The sequence below is a fragment of the Streptomyces zagrosensis genome (assembly GCF_014203645.1).
In the GTDB taxonomy this organism is placed as follows: Bacteria; Actinomycetota; Actinomycetes; order Streptomycetales; family Streptomycetaceae; genus Streptomyces; species Streptomyces zagrosensis.
The window spans coordinates 717,777-735,929 of the sequence record NZ_JACHJL010000002.1 but is presented as its reverse complement, the minus strand read 5'-3'; the positions used below and the strand labels follow the sequence as shown (position 1 = coordinate 735,929).

Here is an 18,153-nt window from a genome sequence, read left to right as displayed (position 1 = left end):
GAAACGTAACCCAGGTCACAGCCGTGCCCACAGCACCCCACGGCCACGGCCGGGCTAGATCAGGCCAAGCGACGGCTACCCGCCGTTCCCGTCACGGGCCGGGGCGCCCCACTCCCGCAGCCCCGTGCCCCGCCTACTCCCCCAGCTCCGCGGCCCTCTCAGCCGACGCTACGGGCCGCTTAGCCGGCTCTGCGGGCGGCTTAGCCCGTGGCGGATGAGCGCAGGCCGAGGGGAGCGGCGATCTCCGCGGCCATCACCCGGCCGGCCTCCTCCGCCAACTGATCCTCCCCGTCCGCGCCGCTGTCCGTGTCCAGGCCATCGAGCTCGTCCAGCGGGCTGTCCAGACGGACGTGCGCAACCAGCGACTGGAGGGCTCGCAGAGCGGCGGATGCGATGGGGCCCCAGTTCGACAGGTACGAGAACTGCCACCACCACAGCGCCTCACTGACCCGGCCGTCGCGGTAGTGCGCCATGCCGTGCCGCAGGTCGCTGACGATGCCGGCGAGATCGTCCGAAATGCGGCACGCCACCGGCTGTGAGCGCGGCACATACGGATCGAAGACCTCGGAGTACACATCGATCGGATCGAGCAGCACGGCAAAGCGTTCGCGCAGGTCATCGGCGTCGGGTTCGGGGCCGATATCGGGTTCGTACCGCTCATCCGGAAGGATGTCCTCATGAGCTCCGAGCCGCCCGCCCGCAAGCAGCAGCTGCGAAACCTCCAATAGCAGGAAGGGAACCGCGCTGTCCGGCTCGTCTCCCTTGGCGACCTCCGTGACCGCCACGATAAAGCTCTCGATCTGGTCGGAGATCTGTACCGCGAAGTCGTCCGGGTCCTGGTGACTGTCGTGCAGCGTTGCGTTAGACATCGAGAAGTCTTCTCCCTTCGAAGGCACGTCCCAGCGTGACCTCGTCGGCGTACTCCAGGTCTCCTCCGACGGGAAGGCCGCTCGCCAGCCGCGTGACTCTCAGGCCCATGGGTTTCACCATGCGCGCGAGGTACGTGGCCGTCGCCTCCCCCTCAAGGTTTGGATCGGTTGCCAGGATCAGCTCGGTGATGTCACCGTCCGCGAGCCTGGCCAGTAGTTCCCGTATCCGCAGGTCGTCCGGGCCGACGCCCTCGATGGGACTGATCGCCCCGCCGAGCACGTGGTACCGGCCGCGGAACTCACGCGTCCGCTCGACCGCGACCACGTCCTTCGGTTCCTCCACGACACAGATGACCGACGCATCGCGGCGCGGGTCGAGGCAGACGCGGCACTGTTCGGCCTCGGCGACATTGCCGCACACCGTGCAGAACCGCACCTTCGCCTTGACCTCGGTCAGGGCGTGCGCAAGTCGGCGTACGTCGGTCGGCTCAGCCTGCAAGATGTGGAAGGCGATCCGCTGCGCGCTCTTGGGACCGACGCCGGGCAGCCTGCCCAACTCGTCGATGAGGTCCTGGACCACGCCTTCGTACACGGAACGCCTCCTCCTTCTCTGCGTATCTCTTCAGTACCTGATGTGGTTTGTGTGTCGTCGTCCTGTACGGACCTTGTACGCCGTACGGATAGCCGGTGCCGCATCAAATGGAACCAGAAAGCGGAACGGTCGTCGCGGACGGGGTCGAGGCCGGATCAGGGTCGGGATCAGGGTCGGATTGGTTGGTGAGAAGTTGGTTGAAAAAGTTGGTTAGAAGGAGAGTCCAGGCATACCGCCCAGGCCCTGGGCAAGCGGTCCGAGCTTTTGCTGCTGAAGCTCCTGCGCGGACTGATTGGCGTCCCGTACAGCGGCGATGATCAGGTCCGCGAGAGTCTCCGTGTCCTCAGGGTCCACCGCCTTCGGGTCGATGACCAGGCCCTGGAGCTCGCCGCCCCCGGTCACCGTGGCCTTGACGAGACCACCACCGGCCGACCCCTCGACCGGCGTCCGCGCCAGCTCTTCCTGAGCCACCGCGAGGTCCTGCTGCATCTTCTGCGCCTGCTGTAGCAACTGCTGCATGTCGGGCTGACCGCCACCGGGGATCACGAGCTGGCTCCTGGCTGTAGACGAACGTTTTCGGGTAGCCCGAGCCTACGTGTTCGGCGGTTCCCACGCCCTACGCCGTACGAAGGAGGCCGGAGGCAGTAGTACGAGCCAGGGAGGAGACGGCTCTCCAACCGCTTGACCTCAATCTCGGTTCAACTTCTAACGTGATGCGCACCCAATCCACCCTGTTGAGGAGCACATCGCCATGGCCATGAAGCAGTACGCACACGACGAGCTCGCCACGCAGCCCATCGGTTACTGGAGCGGCGAAACCTACCGGACCGTGGTCGGTCGCATTCGGACAGAATTGGCCGTGGAAGACCTGACCCAGCCGCACTGGTGGACCCTCAACCACGTCGCCGGCTCACCCGGCACCTGGACCCGCGCCAGCCTCGCCGAGAAGCTGGCCCGGTTCGACGACCTGAGCATCGACTTCGCAGGCGTCTTCGACGACCTGACTGCCCGCGGGTGGATGACGGAAGACCCCTCGGCCCTGACCTTGGCCCTGACCGACTCCGGCGAGGCCGGCCGTCTCCGCGCCAGATCCCGCAATGCCCGCGCTCACGAGCAGATGCATAGGGGAATCGAGCCAACCGAGTACGTGGCGGCGCTCGACGTCCTGCGCCGCATCATCACCAACCTGGACGGCAACAGCGACCTCCCCTAGCCATTCCTCGGCCTACCCCTGGCCTTCCGGGGGCCTTCCTCAACGAACCGCTAGACACCCCACGCAACGAACACACACGCAGCTCAGCGCATCACAGCGCGGCGTCCGCCCGACTGACCGACCCGGCCCCGCCCGACTGAGCCAAACCGAGCGAACAAAACGCAGCGAACAAGACGCAGCGAGCTAGGGGGAGCGAACCGAACGAGTCGAAGCCGGGCGCAAGCGAGTAGTACGAGATGGGGCTACACCAGGCGACCACCACGCGGAACACACGCCTTGCGGCTCAGTTACTCGTCAGCGATCTCCTCTATAACCGTCGCGCCCAGTTCCCGCACGATCAGGTCATGACCGCTGAGCGCGCTCTCATCCAGATCCGCGTCATCCTCGGCCGGCATGTCGTACTCCGGCGCCACGGGAGCCGACTGCCGTTCCCCGTACGAGCTGCGCCCGTTCGAGCCGCCGGCTCCAGCGCCCGCTGCTCCGCTGGCCTCCGCGCCGCCCGCCGCACCGGACGAGGCGGCCTGCCGCGCACGCTGAGCCCCCTGGCTGCCGCCGCCACCGGGCCCCGAGCCACCCGCGGCACCGGAACCCCCCGGTCCGCCGCCCAACCCAACTCCACCGCCAACCCCACCGGAGTCGCCGGGCCCCGCCGAACCACCCGCACCTCCCGGCCCGGCTGCGCCCTGACCTGGCCCGCCGGACGACGGCGGTAAGGCCGGCGGCGCGGCCTGCCGCGGCGGGGCAGCCGAGGCGCCACCACCAAAACCGCCTCCACCCCCGCCCCCGCCAGCCCCGGCCCCGAATTCCCCCGCGCCACCAAAGCCACCACCACCACCACGGCCACTCGCACCGAAGCCACCGGAACTTCCACCCGGCGCCCCGCCCCGGGCCGGTCCCGTGCCACCCGAGGGGTCAACGACGGCCTCAATCCGCCATTGCACGCCAAGCTGCCCGCTAAGCGCCTCACGCAGTACGTCCTCGCTGCCACTGCTGACAAAGCTGTCGCGGGCTCCGGCACTGGAGAACCCGACCTGGAGAACGGTCCCGTCGAAGCCGACGACCTGCGCATTCTGGTCGAGCAGAATCCAGGTGAAGCGGCGCCGGTTCTTCACCGCCTCCAGAATGTTCGGCCACATCTGCCGCACCTGCGCGGCACCCTGCGCCATACCGCCGCCCTGCCCAGCCTGACTCTGACCGACCTGACTCTGGCCGGCCTGACTCTGACCGGCCCCAGCCTGCCCTCCCACGCCACGCTGGCCCACGCCACCGCCCGGGCCGGCCGGAGCCGCCTCCGAGCCGCCACCCACCTGCCCGTACGAGCTATCGCCAGCACCACCACCAGCACCAGGCCAGGCGCCAGCGGCCCGGGCCGCACCAGCACCGCCCGCGACACCAGCACCAGCCGCAGCGCCCCCTCGCGTAGGCCAGGTTCCCGGCCGCTGGCCTTCGCCCGGTTGCTCACCGGGTTGCCCAGCTCCGCCGCCGGGCCCACCCCCGGCCGCACCCACACCGGGCCCGGGCTGCGCGCCACCGTTGGCCTGCGCATCAGAGCCGACGACCGCACCCTCGTACTCGCTCGCTCCACCACCGGAGCCCGGGCCCACATCGCGGCCCGCCACCGCTGCTCGCACGACGGCCGGGCCACCGGGACCCGAAGGCGGCACCGGCCCAGTGGCGGGAATGCCATGCCCCTCGGGCCCTGGCACGTACCCCATCGCAGGCCCGCCCGGTGGCGTGCCAACGATCCCGCTCGTCATCGCGCTACGCTCCAGCTTGTCCAGCCTGGCCTGCACCGAGCGCTCGTCATCGAACGCGGCGGGCAGCAGCACCCGCGCGCAGATGAGTTCCAATTGCAACCGGGGTGATGTGGCCCCGCGCATCTCCGTAAGACCCTCGTTGACCAGGTCGGCAGCGCGGCTGAGCTCAGCCGCGCCGAACACCGAAGCCTGTGCCTGCATCCGCTCGACCACATCCGCGGGGGCGTCGATGAGCCCCTTGGTCGCCGCGTCCGGGACGGCCGCGAGGATCACCAGGTCGCGCAGCCGCTCCAGCAGGTCAGCGACGAACCGCCGGGGGTCGTTGCCGCCCTCGATAACCTGGTCCACCACCTCGAACGTGGCTGCTCCGTCATCCGCCGCGAACGCGTCCACGACCGCGTCAAGCAGCGAGCCGTCCGTATAACCGAGCAGGGAGGTCGCCATGGCATACGTCACACCGCCCTCGGTGGCTCCGGCGAGGAGCTGGTCCATGACGGACATCGAATCCCGTACGGACCCGGCCCCGGCCCGTACGACCAGAGGCAGCACGCCCTCCTCGACCGGGCTCTCCTCGCGACCGCACACCTCGGCCAGATACTCACGCAACGTCCCAGGCGGCACGAGCCGAAACGGATAGTGGTGCGTACGCGACCGGATCGTGCCGATGACCTTCTCTGGCTCGGTGGTCGCGAAGATGAACTTCAAGTGCTCCGGCGGCTCTTCGACCACCTTCAGCAGGGCGTTGAAGCCCGCTGGGGTGACCATGTGGGCCTCGTCGATGATGTAGATCTTGTACCGGCTGGACGCCGGGCCGAAGAACGCCTTTTCCCGCAGATCACGCGCGTCGTCCACACCACCATGCGAGGCGGCGTCGATCTCGATGACGTCGATCGAACCGGGCCCGTTACGCGCAAGATCGAGGCAGGACTGACACGTGCCGCAGGGCGTGGGTGTGGGGCCCTGCTCACAGTTCAGGCAGCGGGCGAGGATGCGCGCGCTGGTCGTCTTGCCACAGCCGCGCGGACCACTGAAGAGATACGCGTGATTGACCCGGTTGTTCCGCAGCGCCTGCTGCAACGGGCTGGTGACATGCTCCTGCCCGATGACCTCGGCGAAGGTCTCGGGGCGGTAGCGGCGGTAAAGCGCGAGGGACGACACGCATACGACGATATCGGCCCCCACTGACAACCGACCCACACCAGAAGATCCACGACCGCCCACACGCCGACGACCCTCTCGCCCCGGGGCCCGTAACCGTCTGAGGCACTGGTCACACCCGGCCCCACAAGCCTCAGAAAAACGCAAACGCCCCCCACGCACCCGCCAGAGCCCACTTACCCTTGCTGCCTTCCGGCCCTGGGGGATTTCGGTGAGATAGCGCCACGTGAGGGGCTGCCCCCCACCCTAGCGGATGCCGACCCCCTCCCGTGACCGCCCCGGGCCACCTCCGGATCGGGTTCGCGAGCACTGCTTCCCGTCTTGTATTGTTTGCGGCGGAGGATTCGCCTAGTGGCCTAGGGCGCACGCTTGGAAAGCGTGTTGGGGGCAACCCCTCACGAGTTCGAATCTCGTATCCTCCGCCATTGCTCTCACCGGGCAATACGTTGAAGGGCCCCACCGCTTGCGGTGGGGCCCTTCAACGTTGGTAATTGCAGTTTCGGTTGCAGTTGACCTACCGGGACACGGACCGACCAGATCACGGTCCTGGTTGTCGAGGCCGACGCGAGCCTGACGCCCACGAATAGCAGCGCATCTGCGCGCATTCAGTCCGGTAACCATGGCAGCGGACGCGGTCCGCCTGGGTCCTCGATACGGATCCCGCACTGAACGTCGGACGCGCCCACCCCTGAGCGGGACTGGCCCCTCCTTCGCCAGTCGGGAGACCGTCTCCCGCTCAAGGAGCCGGCGCCCTCGGGAACCGCACGTTCCTCCGGGTCACGACTCCCGCCGCAGATAGGGTCTCTCCGGGTTGAATGCGTAGGGGCCTAGAGACCAGATGAACGGCGCCATGCGGCGGCGAAGGAAGCAGGGGCTGTGACGACGACGGTGCACGACGTCCTGAAGTTGATCCGCGAGACGTCGAAGGACAACCACGAGCGCGGAACACGCTTCGAGCGACTCATGGTCCAGTTCTTGCGCACCGATCCGCGGTGGAACGAGCAGTTCAGCCACGTCTGGTTGTGGGCCGACTGGCCGGGCGCCGCAGGAAACAAGAAAGACACCGGAATCGACTTGGTAGCGCAATACCGGGATACGGGTGACTTCTGTGCCATCCAGTGCAAGTTCTACGAGCCCGCACATACAGTGCAGAAAGCGGACATAGATTCCTTCTTGGCGACCTCAGGCAAGGGCGGGTTCGTTCGCCGCATCATCATCTCCACGACGGAGAAGTGGGGCCCCAACGCGGAGGACATTATGGCTGGCCAGCAGCCACCGATGACTCGCATCGGTATGTCCGAAATTGCCGCGAGTCCGATGGACTGGCACCTGCCGCCGCAGTCCGGCATTCACTTCGAAGTCGATCTGAAGCTGCACAGGAGGAAGTCGCCGCGCCCGTACCAACGCGAGGCCATTGACGATGTCTTCGAAGGGTTCACCGCGCACCAGCGTGGCAAACTCATCATGGCCTGCGGCACGGGCAAGACCTTCACCGGCCTGAAGATCGTCGAGCGGCTCCAGCAGGAGCGCGCGAAGCGCGGCGAGGGCGACCACACCACCGTGCTCTTCATGGTCCCCTCAATCGCATTGCTCTCGCAGACCCTGCGCGAGTGGTCGTACGAGACCGAGACGCCGATGCGGCGCTTCGCCGTCTGCTCCGACACCAAGGTCGGCAAGCAGAAGAAGGTTGACCCCGACAGCACGGACATGTCGACACACGATCTGGCCCTCCCCGCCACCACCAGCACTGCCAAGCTCATCAATCAGGTTGCGAGCGTGGAGGCAGGGCCCGGCCTGACTGTGGTCTTCTCGACCTACCAGTCCATCGAGACCATCGCCCAGGCGCAACGGGCCGGCCTGCCCAATTTCGATCTCATCCTGTGCGACGAAGCACACCGCACCACTGGCGCCACCCTCACGGCCGGCGACGAGTCGAACTTCGTGAAGGTCCACGACAACAGCTACATCCGTTCCGCCCGCCGCCTGTACATGACGGCCACCCCACGCCTGTTTAGCGAAGACGCCAAGACGGACGCGAAGAACACCGAGACCGTCCTGTGCTCCATGGACGACGAGGACCTCTACGGCCCGGAATTCCATCGCCTCGGCTTCGGCAAGGCCGTCGAGCAGGGTCTGCTGACCGACTACAAGGTCCTCATCCTCACCATCGACGAGGGCAAGGTCGCCGAATCCCTCCAACAGCAACTCGCCGACGACAACAACGAGCTCAACCTCGACGACGCCGCGAAGATCGTCGGCTGCTGGAACGGAATGGCCAAGCGCACGGGCAAGCTCGCCGACGGCTCCGGCTTCGAACCGGGTGAAGCACCTATGCAGCGGGCCGTGGCCTTCGCCCGGAACATCAGTGAATCCAAGGAACTCGCCAAGCGCTTCCGCGAGGTCGTCCAGGCGTACGACGGCGCCGACGAGGAGATCCTCCAGTGCGACGTCGGCCATGTCGACGGCACCTTCAACGCCCTGCGCCGCAACGACCTCCTTGACTGGCTCAAGCAGGACCCCGGCCCGAACAAGGCCCGCATCCTCTCCAACGCCCGATGTCTGTCCGAAGGCGTTGATGTCCCCAGCCTGGACGCCGTCCTCTTCCTCCACCCCCGCAACTCCGTCGTCGACGTCGTTCAGTCCGTTGGCCGTGTCATGCGGCTGGCCGAAGGCAAGAAGTACGGCTACATCATCCTCCCTATTGCCGTCCCCGCGGGGATGCCGCCGGAGCAGGCCCTGGCCGACAACCGGCGATTCCGCACTGTCTGGCAGGTCCTCCAGGCCCTGCGCGCCCACGACGACCGCTTCAACGCCACCGTTAACCAGCTCGACCTGAACAATCGCCGCCCCGACAACATCATGGTCGCCAACGCCACGGACGACCGCGAGTCCATCTCTGGCGAAGCGGACGGCGGTGACGGGCAGGGTGAGGCGAGCGCGGCCCAGTACGTCCAGACGGCACTCCACATGGAGGACTGGCGCGACGCGATCTACGCCCAGATCGTCAAGAAGGTCGGCCAGCGTCAGTACTGGGAGGACTGGGCCAAGGACATCGCCCAGATCGCGGAGCGCCACAAGACCCGCATCCAGGCCGCCCTCGCCCTCCCGGACAAGCAGGCCGCCTTCGACACCTTCCTCGGCGAGCTGCGCGCGAGCATAAACCCAGGCGTCACCGAGATCGACGCGCTCGACATGCTCACCCAGCACATCGTCACCAAGCCCGTCTTCGACGCGCTCTTCAAGGGCTACGCGTTCGCCGAACGTAACCCCGTCTCCCTGGCCATGCAGCGCATGCTCGATGTCCTGGACGACCAAAGTCTCGACGACGAAGCCAAGACCCTCCAGGGCTTCTACGACTCCGTCCGCAAGCGGGCAGAGGGCATCGACAACCATGAGGGCCGTCAGCGCGTCATCATCGAGCTGTACGACAAGTTCTTCAAGACTGCCCTACCCAAGACCGCCGACGCCCTCGGCATCGTCTACACCCCCGTCGAGATCGTCGACTTCATCCTTCGCTCAACAGACCAGGCCCTCGCCAAGCACTTCGGCACCTCCCTGTCCGACGAAGGCGTCCACATCCTCGACCCCTTCACCGGCACCGGCACCTTCATGGTCCGCCTGCTCCAGTCTGGCCTCATCAAGCCCGACGACCTCCTGCGCAAGTACGCCAGCGAACTTCATGCCAACGAAATTGTGCTGCTCGCCTACTACATCGCGGCGGTCAACATCGAGGCCGCCTTCGAGGACATGGGCGGAACCAAGGCGTACACCCCCTTCGAAGGCATCGTCCTGACGGACACCTTCCAGCTCGCCGAGGGCAACGCGGAGCGCCTGTTCGGGGGGCTTGAGGGCAACAGCGAGCGCGTGCGAAAGCAACGGGCTCAGGACATCCGGGTCGTCATCGGGAACCCGCCTTACTCGGTGGGGCAGGACAGCCAGAACGATGACAACCAGAACGCCAAGTACGAGGCCCTGGACCAGCGCATCCAGACCACGTACGCCGCCCGCTCCACGGCGACCAACAAGAACTCCCTCTACGACTCCTACATCCGCGCCATCCGCTGGGCCTCCGACCGCATCAATGACGAGGGTGTCATCGCCTACGTCTCCAACGGCGGCTACATCGACGGCAATACCGCCGACGGGCTGCGCCTGTCCCTGGTGGATGAGTTCGACGCGATCTACTGCTACAACCTGCGGGGCAACCAGCGGACTGCCGGCGAACTGTCCCGCAAGGAGGGCGGCAAGGTCTTCGGCTCGGGAAGCCGTAGCACCGTCGCCATTCTGATCCTGGTCAAAGGCGGGATCGGGGGCGGGACAAGTGGGGGTTGCCGGCTCTATTACCGGGACATCGGCGACTACCTCAGCCGCGAGGACAAGCTCCGCATCGTGGCGGGCCAGGGACTCGACACCGTAGAGTGGCAGCGAATCGCTCCGAGCGCGGAGGGCGATTGGATCAACCAGCGGGACGAGCGGTTCGCAGCCTTCCAGGCCATCGGCGAGAAGGATAAGGCACTTCGGGGGAAAGCCATCTTTTCCTTGTACTCCAGCGGCCTCAAGACCGGCCGGGACTCCTGGGTCTACAGCTTCTCCCAGTCGAAGCTCACGGAGAACGTCGGGTCAACGATCGACTTCTACAACGACCAGCTGAAGGAATTCGAGGCACACTGCGAGGCCGCCTTCCAGGGCATGCCCACAGCCGCTGATGTCGATCGCTACATCGACAACGATCCGAAGAAAATTAGCTGGAATCGAGCAGACAAGACGGACATCGCAAGGGCGAGGGTACGCACCTTCGACGAAGAGCGCCGCTTCTCCGCTGCATACCGACCCTTCACCAAGCAGAACGTGTACTTCAGCGCCCGCCTGAACGACATGGTCTACCAACTCCCCCGCCTGTTCCCGACGCCAGAGCACCAGAACCTCGGGTTCTACGTCACCGGCATGGGGTCTGACAAGCCGTTCTCCGTCCATGCCACGGAGCTCATCCCAGATCTCGCTTACTGGGGGTCGAGCAACGGCCAGTACTTCGCCCGGTACGCATACCGCGAGCTCCCCACAGGGGACGACTTGTTCGCCACCGCCAACAGTGATGGCGACGCCTACGAGCGCGTGGACAACATCACCGACGAAGCACTCCTGGACTACCGCAAGACGTACACCGACGACACGATCACCAAGGACGACGTCTTCTACTACGCCTACGGTCTACTGCACTCCCCGCAGTACCGCACTCAGTTCGCCGCAGACCTGAAAAAATCCTTGCCCCGCATCCCCAAGGTGCGCGACTTCCAGGGCTTCGCCGACGCCGGTCGCAAGCTCGTCGACCTGCACATCAACTACGAGGCGGCAGCCCCGTACGCCGGGATCGTGGAACAGATCAGCGGCAGCGCAGACACCCCGCCCTCCGAGCTGTTCCGGGTGACGAAGATGAAGATCTTGAAGAAGGGTGGCGAATGGGACCGGTCCACAATCATCTACAACAGCCGTGTCACGCTCTCCAACATCCCGGAGGAGGCGTACCGCTATCAACTCGGTGCGCGTTCCGCGATCGAGTGGATCATCGATCGGTATCAGGTGAAGGTCGACAAGGCCAGCGGCATCGTGAACGATCCCAACGACTGGTCGGACGATCCCCGTTACATCGTCAAACTTCTCCTGAGGATCGTGACCGTCAGTCTGGAGACTATGAAGATCGTCGATGCACTGCCCCAGCTCGACATCATCGAGTGACTCGAGCGCCTGTCGCCAGCTGAACGGGGTGAGGAAAACGAGGGACGAGTCGCTTTCCTCACCCCGGCCTGCGACGCTTCGCCATAGTCTGTCGGTCTGGCCCGCGGGCTACATTGCGGGCCAGACCGACAGCAGGAGTCAGAGCAGCGTCGCTGTGTCGCCGTAACTCTCGGGATTCTTGGCTCGGTCCACAGCCTGCGCACAAGCCTCACCAAACGCGGCAGCAACAGCCTCTTGGTCCGTGCCACGCATCCGGGCCTCGTCCTCCTGGCCCGGACGGCGGGTAGTGAGCCACCGCACCGTGAGATCGGTGTAGAGGTCGTGCTTGAACTCCCAGGCCATCACTGACCATTGCGTGTGGCGGCCGATGTTGAGCCGGTCGCCTCCGGGAAGGTAGACCGCGTGGGCATGGTGGACAATCCGACGGTCGGGTATCCGCTCGCGGATGGCTCGTGCGCCGCCAGGGCCCTCGTACTCCATTTCTCCCAGTCCCATTCCTCGACCTCCGCAGGATGGCCGGGACGGTCGGCTCCCCACTGTGAGACCACCGTGTCCGCGTGCTCGCGGTACAGGAAAGGGATGCGGCGATCCCCGAGGATTGCCACGTACAACGTCGGCTCCACCGGAACGGTGATCTGGCTCGGGCCGGGCACGGCACCTCCAGTGGCTGGTTCGAGCGCATACGGCTTCGGGCCCCACAGCAGCCCACCGACCTTCGCCGCCGTCTGCTGCAGGACCTGCCCCGTGAGGTGCTGGTACCGGCGGCGCATCCGGGCAGACTTGCCGGGCTCCCAACCCATGATGCGGTCGACGAAACCTTCGGGCACACCGAGGATCATCAGGACGGTCGCGGCAGTGTGGCGTGCATCGTGGAGCCGACCGTCGCGGACCTCCGCCGACTTCAACAGGTCCTTCCACGTGTGGAAGTCGGTGTTGGGGTTGAGCGGCTCTCCGGTCGGCGAAGTGAATACGTAGCCCTTCTCCACCCACAGGTCCCGGGCGAGCAGGCGTTCACGCTCCTGTTCCACCTTGTGCTGACGGAGCAGGTCCACGAGTTATTCCGGCACCCCGATCGAGCGCTTGCCGGCACGGGTCTTGGTGTCCTTCGTCTCCCGACGCACGTTGGCCCGCTGAGGGCAATAGCCGGGCTTGCGTCCGCACTTGTCGCCACAGCCGTGGACATACCGGGGCCGCAAGCGGCCACGGCGCACGAGGATCATGCCCATCTCGAAGTCCACGTCCTCCCACTGGAGGCCGAGCACCTCGCCCTGACGCAGGCCGAGCGCGAGCGCGATGACCCAGCGGGCGCTGTTGCGCACCTTGATGGCCTCGGCGAGGAGACGTTGGATCTCTTCGAGCGTGTACGGCTCGACCTCTTCCTCCTCCACCCTGGGCGCCTTGGCGACGGATGCGGGGTTGATGGTGAGATGGCGGCGGCGCACGGCCTCGTTGAGCGCCGTCTTGACCGTGCGGTGCGTCTGGTGGGCGGTGCCCGCTGAGCTCCCGCTCGCCTGCATCTTCTGGTAGAGCCGTTCCAGGTGCTCGGGTTCCAGCTTCGCCAGGCGGTGGACGCGTCGAGCCGACCTACAAGGACTATCGCGACATCCCCGGCGGGTACGTCGAGCGGGGGGAATCGCTGCTCCAGACGTGCGTCCGCGAGCTGCGCGAAGAACTCGACATCGCGCCACCGATAGGCCGACTCCTCGCGATGGACTGGGCCCCCTCGGACGCGGAGGGCGACAAGATCCTCTATCTGTTCGACGGCGGAGTGCTGGACCAGGCGGCGCTGGATCGCATGGTCTTCAAGGACGGTGAGATCCGGGCGGTCGCGTTCCACCCGGCCTCCGAGATCGCGGAACTGACCATCCCACGCCTGGCCCGTCGGATCGAGCAGGCCGTCCAGGCGCGGCAGCGCGGCAAGACAGTCTACCTGGAGCACGGGGCATTCCCGGGAGCTGGCAGCGCCCAGTAGAGGCGCAAACACCCTCCGCTTCGACCAGCCTGCGGCCTTTCCGTCGCTTGGCTGGCCACGGCGAGCTTCTTCCTCGGTCGTGTCCCACGGGGTGGTGAAGGGGATCAAGCGTCGTGTTCCGGTACGACATCCCTGACGCACTCGAGGAACTCATCCCGGACAGCGGCGACGTTCGATACCGTCACCGCTGAACCAACCACAAGGGGGAACCAAATGCGCGACAAGTGGGGCTGGATCGTACTGGGTACTGTCGCACTTGCCGGCAAGCTGGTAGCAAACGCACGGCAGCGCGACACCGCCGATGCAGACGAGGAGGTCAGGCGCAGGTTTGGCGACGACCCAGGCAATTTCGGAACCCACTGGAACAGCGGGTCCGGCGGGTACCGGCAGTGCGGTCACCGAGTGTGCAGCAAGAAGGCGCACCGGTTCATCACGAGCCATGATTGCTGCACCCGGTGCGAGCGCTCCCGGAACTGTTACGCCGAAATGATGCGCGAGTACGAGGGGCCAGGCCGTTTCCCTCACGACTGCCACGACGGGATCATGCAGCCCGGCGTGTGCATCACCTGCGGCGAACCTATTGACGAAGACTGACTGCCGCAGAACGATCTGATTCCAGCGAATCACATATCCGTTTCACGGGCCGTGGCATTCCGCCGCCGCTGGCGTGGGGATACTGGCCGCCATGACTTCGTCTTCGCACGTAGAGATCGGCCATGTAGCAGCGACCGTCACGAACATGCACTCCGCCACCCTTACAGGCGAGCACGCTCACGCAGCCACGCATGCTGCGGCCAGCCTCTGCTCGGAAGCTGGGCACGTGCTCCTGTACGCCCCAGCCGCGCTACAGCAGATGATCGCCGAAGCTATCGAGGTCGGATATGCGACGGCTCTGCGAGATGTCCGGGACGGCGCCTTCAACGACAAGCTTCGGGAGTGGCATCCCGCTCTCTTCGAGGAGTGAGTCGAGCAGGGAACAGACGGCTGGATGACGGCGCTCCGTGGTTGCAGTTCTGCTTGCATTCACCGGCGTACAGTACCGTTCAGATACCCCTCCTTCGGCCACTGCACCGCAGGTCAGGACGCTGCCGCACTTCCACGGACCCCCGGACGAACATTTGGAAAGCGTGTTGGGGGCAACCCCTCACGAGTTCGAATCTCGTATCCTCCGCCAGTGCTCTCACCGGGCAATACGTTGAAGGGCCCCACCGCTTGCGGTGGGGCCCTTCAACGTGGGTGGGCTCAGTTGCCATGATCCGGTGGGCACGGACCTGCGTGAACGGCCCTCATCGACCGTTGCCCCCGATGGGTCAACATGCCGGGCGTTGTGCCCGAATCGTCATCCCCCGGCCTCGGCTGGTCCCGACTATCCCGGCGGTGCCACGAGGCCGCCTTCTGCCGGCCCCACCGGGACCGGCGGGGCCGTGGCGGCGACCCGGCCAGGAAGGATGGAACACGGCAGCTCGGCGTACACCGCCAGCATTGCCTGGCCGACACGCTGGGCTTCGCGGATTTCGCGGTCCCGGGCACGTCGTCGGAACATGAAGCCTTCATCTCAGTCATCTGGCGGGTGCAGGAATAGGGCACAGCCCAGGGAAGTCGGCGTCGAGTAGCCCAACAGCCGTCCGAGGCAGGCGCATTGTCAGCTGTGGCGGACGACACTGAGCCGGCCCTCAGCGCTCTTGGGCAGGGTGCGACGGGGCACCGGGGCCCGGTGAGGCGAGCGAGGAGGCGAATGCGGCGACCAGGCCATGAGGGACGCTGGCGCTGAAGCTGGCGGCCCACAGATACGGAGCGCCGAGCACGGGTTCCGCCCACGCCTGCCAGCCCAGCAGGTCAGGGTGCGGGTCGGCGTTCTCGATGAGCGGCGGAAGCAGCTTCAAGCGGACGTTGCAGGAGAATCCGGGGTCCATGGCGGTGGTGCGAGGGCGGTCCGCGTCACGGAACCAGCCCTGGGCTCCGAGCGCGCCCAAGACCGTTCCGGCCCCTCGACTACGGTATCGGGAGCCTCGCGGGCGCCCAGGGCAACGAGCAGATCGGCCAACGCCTCAGAAGGGACGCCGCCGGTGAAGTACGCGTTCCACTCCCTCATCGCGGCGGCTACATGCCGTCGGGCGCACCGCTGCCAGGCCACCGGCAGTCCGACCAGCTCGAACAGGTAGGCCGCGAGGACCTACTCGGCCTCGCACAGTCCGTCCGGGCGTGTACAGCAGGGTGTGGCGGGTCGGCCACATCCGCTCGCCAAGGCCGGCCAGGGTGTCGCCGATCTACTCGGCGAGCACGTCGTCGTCACCGGCCTGACGGCGGGGCGTGACCCAGTACACCGGGCCCGCCAAGGTGGGGTGAGAAAGGTCGCTGGGGTGGTGCGGATACACGGGCGCCTCCACGGCTAGGGGTAGGTCGTCGTCCAAAGCGACGTACGTTGACCTGCGTTGCAGCCGCTTCACCAGTCGTTGCGCGAACTTCGCTGTCTGCCCCGGCGAACTGGTGTCCTTCGCCATCCAATCAGGGTGATCGACGGCGACCGATGCCGCAGCTCCGCTGGCGTAGGTGTCGCTGGCTGCGTGGCCTCGGGCAATGTGGTGGAAGTAGAGGAGACTGGTGGGATCTTCCTGCAACTTCAGCCGGGGCCAGGGCACGAGCCCAGCGCAGAGACCGGCCGAGACGACAGCGATTCCGCACAGGGCAGCGCTGGCGATCAGCCAGTTCGACGGAGTGTCTGCATCTTTGGCGAGATTGTAGATAACGCCGCCGGTGATTCCGGTGGCGGCGAGGGTGGCCCCGGCCTTGGTTTCGGCGTGCTTAATCCAATCGATGAGCGGACCACACGCCACACGCCCATGACCACGTCCTCGTGGACCGCGATCAGCACCCGGACCCGATCGCCCTTCTTAACCGCGATCGCCCAACCTGTATCCGGGCCGCTCACCGCTTCCTGCCAAGTGCACTTACCCGCGAGAACGCGTGGGGCTCTCTGGAGCGGCCGGACGATGGCAGCGAGGTCTTCGGGGTCGTACCTGTAAATATCTGTCATGAATAAGACAGCATCAACCACCGTAAGTGTCCACAAGATACTTGCAGGTATTCAATCCCGCTTCTGGGGCGTCCAGTTGAGGCACTCACCCCACCGCTCGGCCGCCCCGTTACCTTTTTCGTGGCCCCGCAATGGGGTGCCTGGCCTCCGGGTCCGGTATGGCTGTGTGCCCCCTGTCGAAGTCGATGACCTGGGGGGTGTTGCCGCCGGGCTTTGGGGCACCGCTTGACCGCTGATGAGGGGCCTGACGACCGCCTGGTCTGGTGCAATGCCGGACCGTTTTGTGGGTGGGGATGTCTGCGTAACGTGGTTGCCGGCGTGTGGTGTCGCAGGGACGGCCAGGAGTCGAGACAAGCGAGAGGCGAGGGGGCACGCGCATATGGTCGACACGACCGCGATAGATCTCTTCCTCGGCCTGGACTTGGGCAAGGAGTTCCACCACGCCCGCGGCCTGACCGAGCAGGGCAAGACCGTTCACGACAGGCGGCTGCCTAACACCGAGCCGAAACTGCTGGAACTGTTTAAGAAGCTGGCCGCGAAGTTCGGCACCGTCTTGGTGGTTGTGGACCAGGTCGCCAACATCGGGGCGCTGCCGATCACCGCGGCCCGCGCGGCCGGTTGCCGGGTCGCCTACCTGCCCGGGCTGTCGATGCGGCGAGCCGCCGACCTCTACCCCGGCGAGGCGAAGACCGATGCCCGCGATGCCTTCGTGATCGCTGACACCGCCCGGACCATGCCGCACACCTTGCGCGCGATCGACCGAGACGACGAGGCGCTGGCGGCGCTGACCATGCTCACCGGCTACGACAACGACCTCGCCGGCGAGGTCAATCGCACCACCAACCGGCTGCGCGGCCTGCTCTGCCAAATCCATCCCTCCTTGGAGCGTGTCCTGGGCAAGCGCCTGGCCTACCCCTACGTCCAGGTCCTGCTGACCCGGCACGGATCTCCCGCGAAGATCCAAAGACTGGGGCGGGCCCGGTGCCAGGCCCTGCTCAAGGCGCACGGCTCGCGCAAGGCCCACCACCTCACCGCCGAGATCTTCGACGCGCTGGCCGAGCAGACCCTCATCGTTGCGGGCACCGAGACTTCCGCGTTGATCGTGCCGGGTCTGGCCGCCCAGCTCGGCGCCGCCCACACCCAACGCAAGCAGGCCGAGCAGGAGATCGCCGCCCTGCTGGAGGCCCTCCCTCTTTTCCACCTCCTGACGTCCCTGCCCGGCATGGGCGTCAGGACCACCGCGGCCGTCATCGTCGCGATCGGCGACGGCACCACCTTCCCCACCGCCGGACACCTGGCCTCCTACGCCGGCCTGGCCCCGGCCACCAAGTCCTCGGGCACCTCCATCCGGGGGGAACACGCACCCCACCGCGGCAACCGGCTCCTCAAACGCGCTCTGTTCCAGGCCGCGTTCACCGCGATCGGCTGCAGAAGCGACCCGTCCTCCCGGATCTACTACGACCGGCAACGCGCACGCGGCAAGACCCACACCCAGGCGATCTTGCGTCTGGCCCGCCAGCGCGTGAACGTCATCCACGCGATGATCCACACCGGCACCCTCTACGAAGCACGCACAGCGGGCGACGTCGACCTCGCCGCCTGAGGACTCCACCGCCCCTGCCTCCAAGCTCCATCACGCCCGCGCACCGACACGGCCACTGCGGCCCTGCCGGCCACCGGGCTGCCCATCAACCACCCGATCCGCCAGGAACATCCCGCTTCGCAGGACGTTCCCCAAAACCAGGATCAACCCCTACAAGCTGACCCCACACGGGTTGACGAAACAGATAGGGGCACCCTCCCCAAGACGGAGTCCGCCGTCCGC

Annotated in this window: 14 protein-coding genes, 1 tRNA gene, 1 other RNA gene and 1 pseudogene; 7 read left to right on the top strand and 10 right to left on the bottom strand. The window is 66.4% G+C overall.

Annotated features, from left to right (window positions below):
* Positions 1–200: 200 nt before the first annotated feature.
* The 3 genes from FHS42_RS06725 to FHS42_RS06715 all read right to left on the bottom strand — a co-directional run bounded on the left by FHS42_RS06725 (position 201) and on the right by FHS42_RS06715 (position 2,007).
* Positions 201–869 (bottom strand): DUF5063 domain-containing protein, encoded by a 669-nt coding sequence (locus tag FHS42_RS06725; RefSeq protein WP_184569656.1) that lies wholly within the window; start codon positions 867–869, stop codon positions 201–203.
* Positions 862–1,461 (bottom strand): recombination mediator RecR, encoded by a 600-nt coding sequence (gene recR, locus FHS42_RS06720; protein ID WP_184569654.1) that lies wholly within the window; start codon positions 1,459–1,461, stop codon positions 862–864. The genes FHS42_RS06725 and recR overlap by 8 nt, the downstream gene beginning before the upstream one ends.
* A gap of 210 nt (positions 1,462–1,671) precedes the next feature.
* On the bottom strand, positions 1,672–2,007 hold the full coding sequence (locus FHS42_RS06715) for a YbaB/EbfC family nucleoid-associated protein (RefSeq protein WP_184569652.1): 336 nt from the start codon (positions 2,005–2,007) through the stop codon (positions 1,672–1,674).
* Between the two features lie 205 nt (positions 2,008–2,212).
* Between FHS42_RS06715 and FHS42_RS06710 the strand changes: the two genes are divergently transcribed.
* A complete protein-coding gene (locus FHS42_RS06710) occupies positions 2,213–2,674 on the top strand; it encodes a winged helix DNA-binding protein (RefSeq protein ID WP_184569650.1) in 462 nt (153 codons plus the stop codon).
* 287 nt (positions 2,675–2,961) lie between these two features.
* Here the strand turns inward: FHS42_RS06710 and FHS42_RS06705 are convergent, their stop codons facing one another.
* Together FHS42_RS06705 and ffs are read right to left on the bottom strand one after the other, a co-directional pair.
* Positions 2,962–5,589 (bottom strand): DNA polymerase III subunit gamma and tau, encoded by a 2,628-nt coding sequence (locus tag FHS42_RS06705; protein WP_184569648.1) that lies wholly within the window; start codon positions 5,587–5,589, stop codon positions 2,962–2,964.
* A gap of 140 nt (positions 5,590–5,729) precedes the next feature.
* An RNA gene (gene ffs, locus FHS42_RS06700) (signal recognition particle sRNA small type) lies at positions 5,730–5,828 on the bottom strand.
* Between the two features lie 98 nt (positions 5,829–5,926).
* On the opposite strand from ffs, the gene FHS42_RS06695 reads away from it, so the two are divergent.
* Together FHS42_RS06695 and FHS42_RS06690 are read left to right on the top strand one after the other, a co-directional pair.
* Positions 5,927–6,014: transfer RNA gene (locus FHS42_RS06695), tRNA-Ser, on the top strand.
* Between the two features lie 451 nt (positions 6,015–6,465).
* Positions 6,466–11,322: a DEAD/DEAH box helicase gene (locus FHS42_RS06690; RefSeq protein WP_221476122.1), complete on the top strand. Its 4,857-nt coding sequence runs from the start codon at positions 6,466–6,468 to the stop codon at positions 11,320–11,322.
* Positions 11,323–11,460: 138 nt separating this feature from the next.
* Here FHS42_RS06690 and FHS42_RS36660 read toward each other — a convergent pair whose 3' ends face one another.
* Together FHS42_RS36660 and FHS42_RS39480 are read right to left on the bottom strand one after the other, a co-directional pair.
* The gene (locus FHS42_RS36660) at positions 11,461–11,664 is read right to left on the bottom strand and encodes a hypothetical protein (protein ID WP_246494246.1); all 204 of its coding nucleotides are present in this window, start codon (positions 11,662–11,664) and stop codon (positions 11,461–11,463) included.
* Positions 11,665–12,014: 350 nt separating this feature from the next.
* A pseudogene (locus FHS42_RS39480) lies at positions 12,015–12,890 on the bottom strand (tyrosine-type recombinase/integrase); the annotation flags it as partial.
* Here FHS42_RS39480 and FHS42_RS06680 point away from each other — a divergent pair.
* From FHS42_RS06680 to FHS42_RS06670, 3 genes are all read left to right on the top strand, one after another.
* The gene (locus FHS42_RS06680) at positions 12,818–13,294 is read left to right on the top strand and encodes an NUDIX domain-containing protein (protein ID WP_184569842.1); all 477 of its coding nucleotides are present in this window, start codon (positions 12,818–12,820) and stop codon (positions 13,292–13,294) included. The pseudogene FHS42_RS39480 and the gene FHS42_RS06680 sit on opposite strands and share 73 nt — an antisense overlap.
* A gap of 213 nt (positions 13,295–13,507) precedes the next feature.
* A complete protein-coding gene (locus FHS42_RS06675; protein ID WP_184569646.1) occupies positions 13,508–13,888 on the top strand; it encodes a hypothetical protein in 381 nt (126 codons plus the stop codon).
* A 91-nt stretch (positions 13,889–13,979) separates the two neighbouring features.
* Entirely contained in the window at positions 13,980–14,258 is a 279-nt protein-coding gene (locus FHS42_RS06670; protein ID WP_184569643.1) for a hypothetical protein, read from the top strand.
* 709 nt (positions 14,259–14,967) lie between these two features.
* Here FHS42_RS06670 and FHS42_RS38510 read toward each other — a convergent pair.
* From FHS42_RS38510 to FHS42_RS36650, 3 genes are all read right to left on the bottom strand, one after another.
* A complete protein-coding gene (locus FHS42_RS38510; protein WP_312866747.1) occupies positions 14,968–15,267 on the bottom strand; it encodes an SPDY domain-containing protein in 300 nt (99 codons plus the stop codon).
* Positions 15,174–15,386, bottom strand: coding sequence for a DUF317 domain-containing protein (locus FHS42_RS38505; protein WP_312866746.1), 213 nt, complete (start codon positions 15,384–15,386; stop codon positions 15,174–15,176). The genes FHS42_RS38510 and FHS42_RS38505 overlap by 94 nt, the downstream gene beginning before the upstream one ends.
* Positions 15,387–15,561: 175 nt before the next feature.
* Positions 15,562–16,128: a Pycsar system effector family protein gene (locus FHS42_RS36650; protein ID WP_246494244.1), complete on the bottom strand. Its 567-nt coding sequence runs from the start codon at positions 16,126–16,128 to the stop codon at positions 15,562–15,564.
* Positions 16,129–16,707: 579 nt separating this feature from the next.
* Here FHS42_RS36650 and FHS42_RS06660 point away from each other — a divergent pair.
* Positions 16,708–17,931, top strand: coding sequence for an IS110 family RNA-guided transposase (locus FHS42_RS06660; RefSeq protein WP_184569641.1), 1,224 nt, complete (start codon positions 16,708–16,710; stop codon positions 17,929–17,931).
* The last annotated feature ends 222 nt before the right edge of the window (positions 17,932–18,153 follow it).

Coding starts and splice junctions, on each gene's coding strand:
- FHS42_RS36660 (WP_246494246.1), bottom strand. CDS start 11,664: ATGGCCTGGGAGTTCAAGCACGACCTCTACACCGATCTCACGGTGCGG.
- FHS42_RS06725 (WP_184569656.1), bottom strand. CDS start 869: ATGTCTAACGCAACGCTGCACGACAGTCACCAGGACCCGGACGACTTC.
- FHS42_RS06710 (WP_184569650.1), top strand. CDS start 2,213: ATGGCCATGAAGCAGTACGCACACGACGAGCTCGCCACGCAGCCCATC.
- FHS42_RS06675 (WP_184569646.1), top strand. CDS start 13,508: ATGCGCGACAAGTGGGGCTGGATCGTACTGGGTACTGTCGCACTTGCC.
- FHS42_RS06660 (WP_184569641.1), top strand. CDS start 16,708: ATGGTCGACACGACCGCGATAGATCTCTTCCTCGGCCTGGACTTGGGC.
- FHS42_RS38505 (WP_312866746.1), bottom strand. CDS start 15,386: ATGAGGGAGTGGAACGCGTACTTCACCGGCGGCGTCCCTTCTGAGGCG.
- FHS42_RS06670 (WP_184569643.1), top strand. CDS start 13,980: ATGACTTCGTCTTCGCACGTAGAGATCGGCCATGTAGCAGCGACCGTC.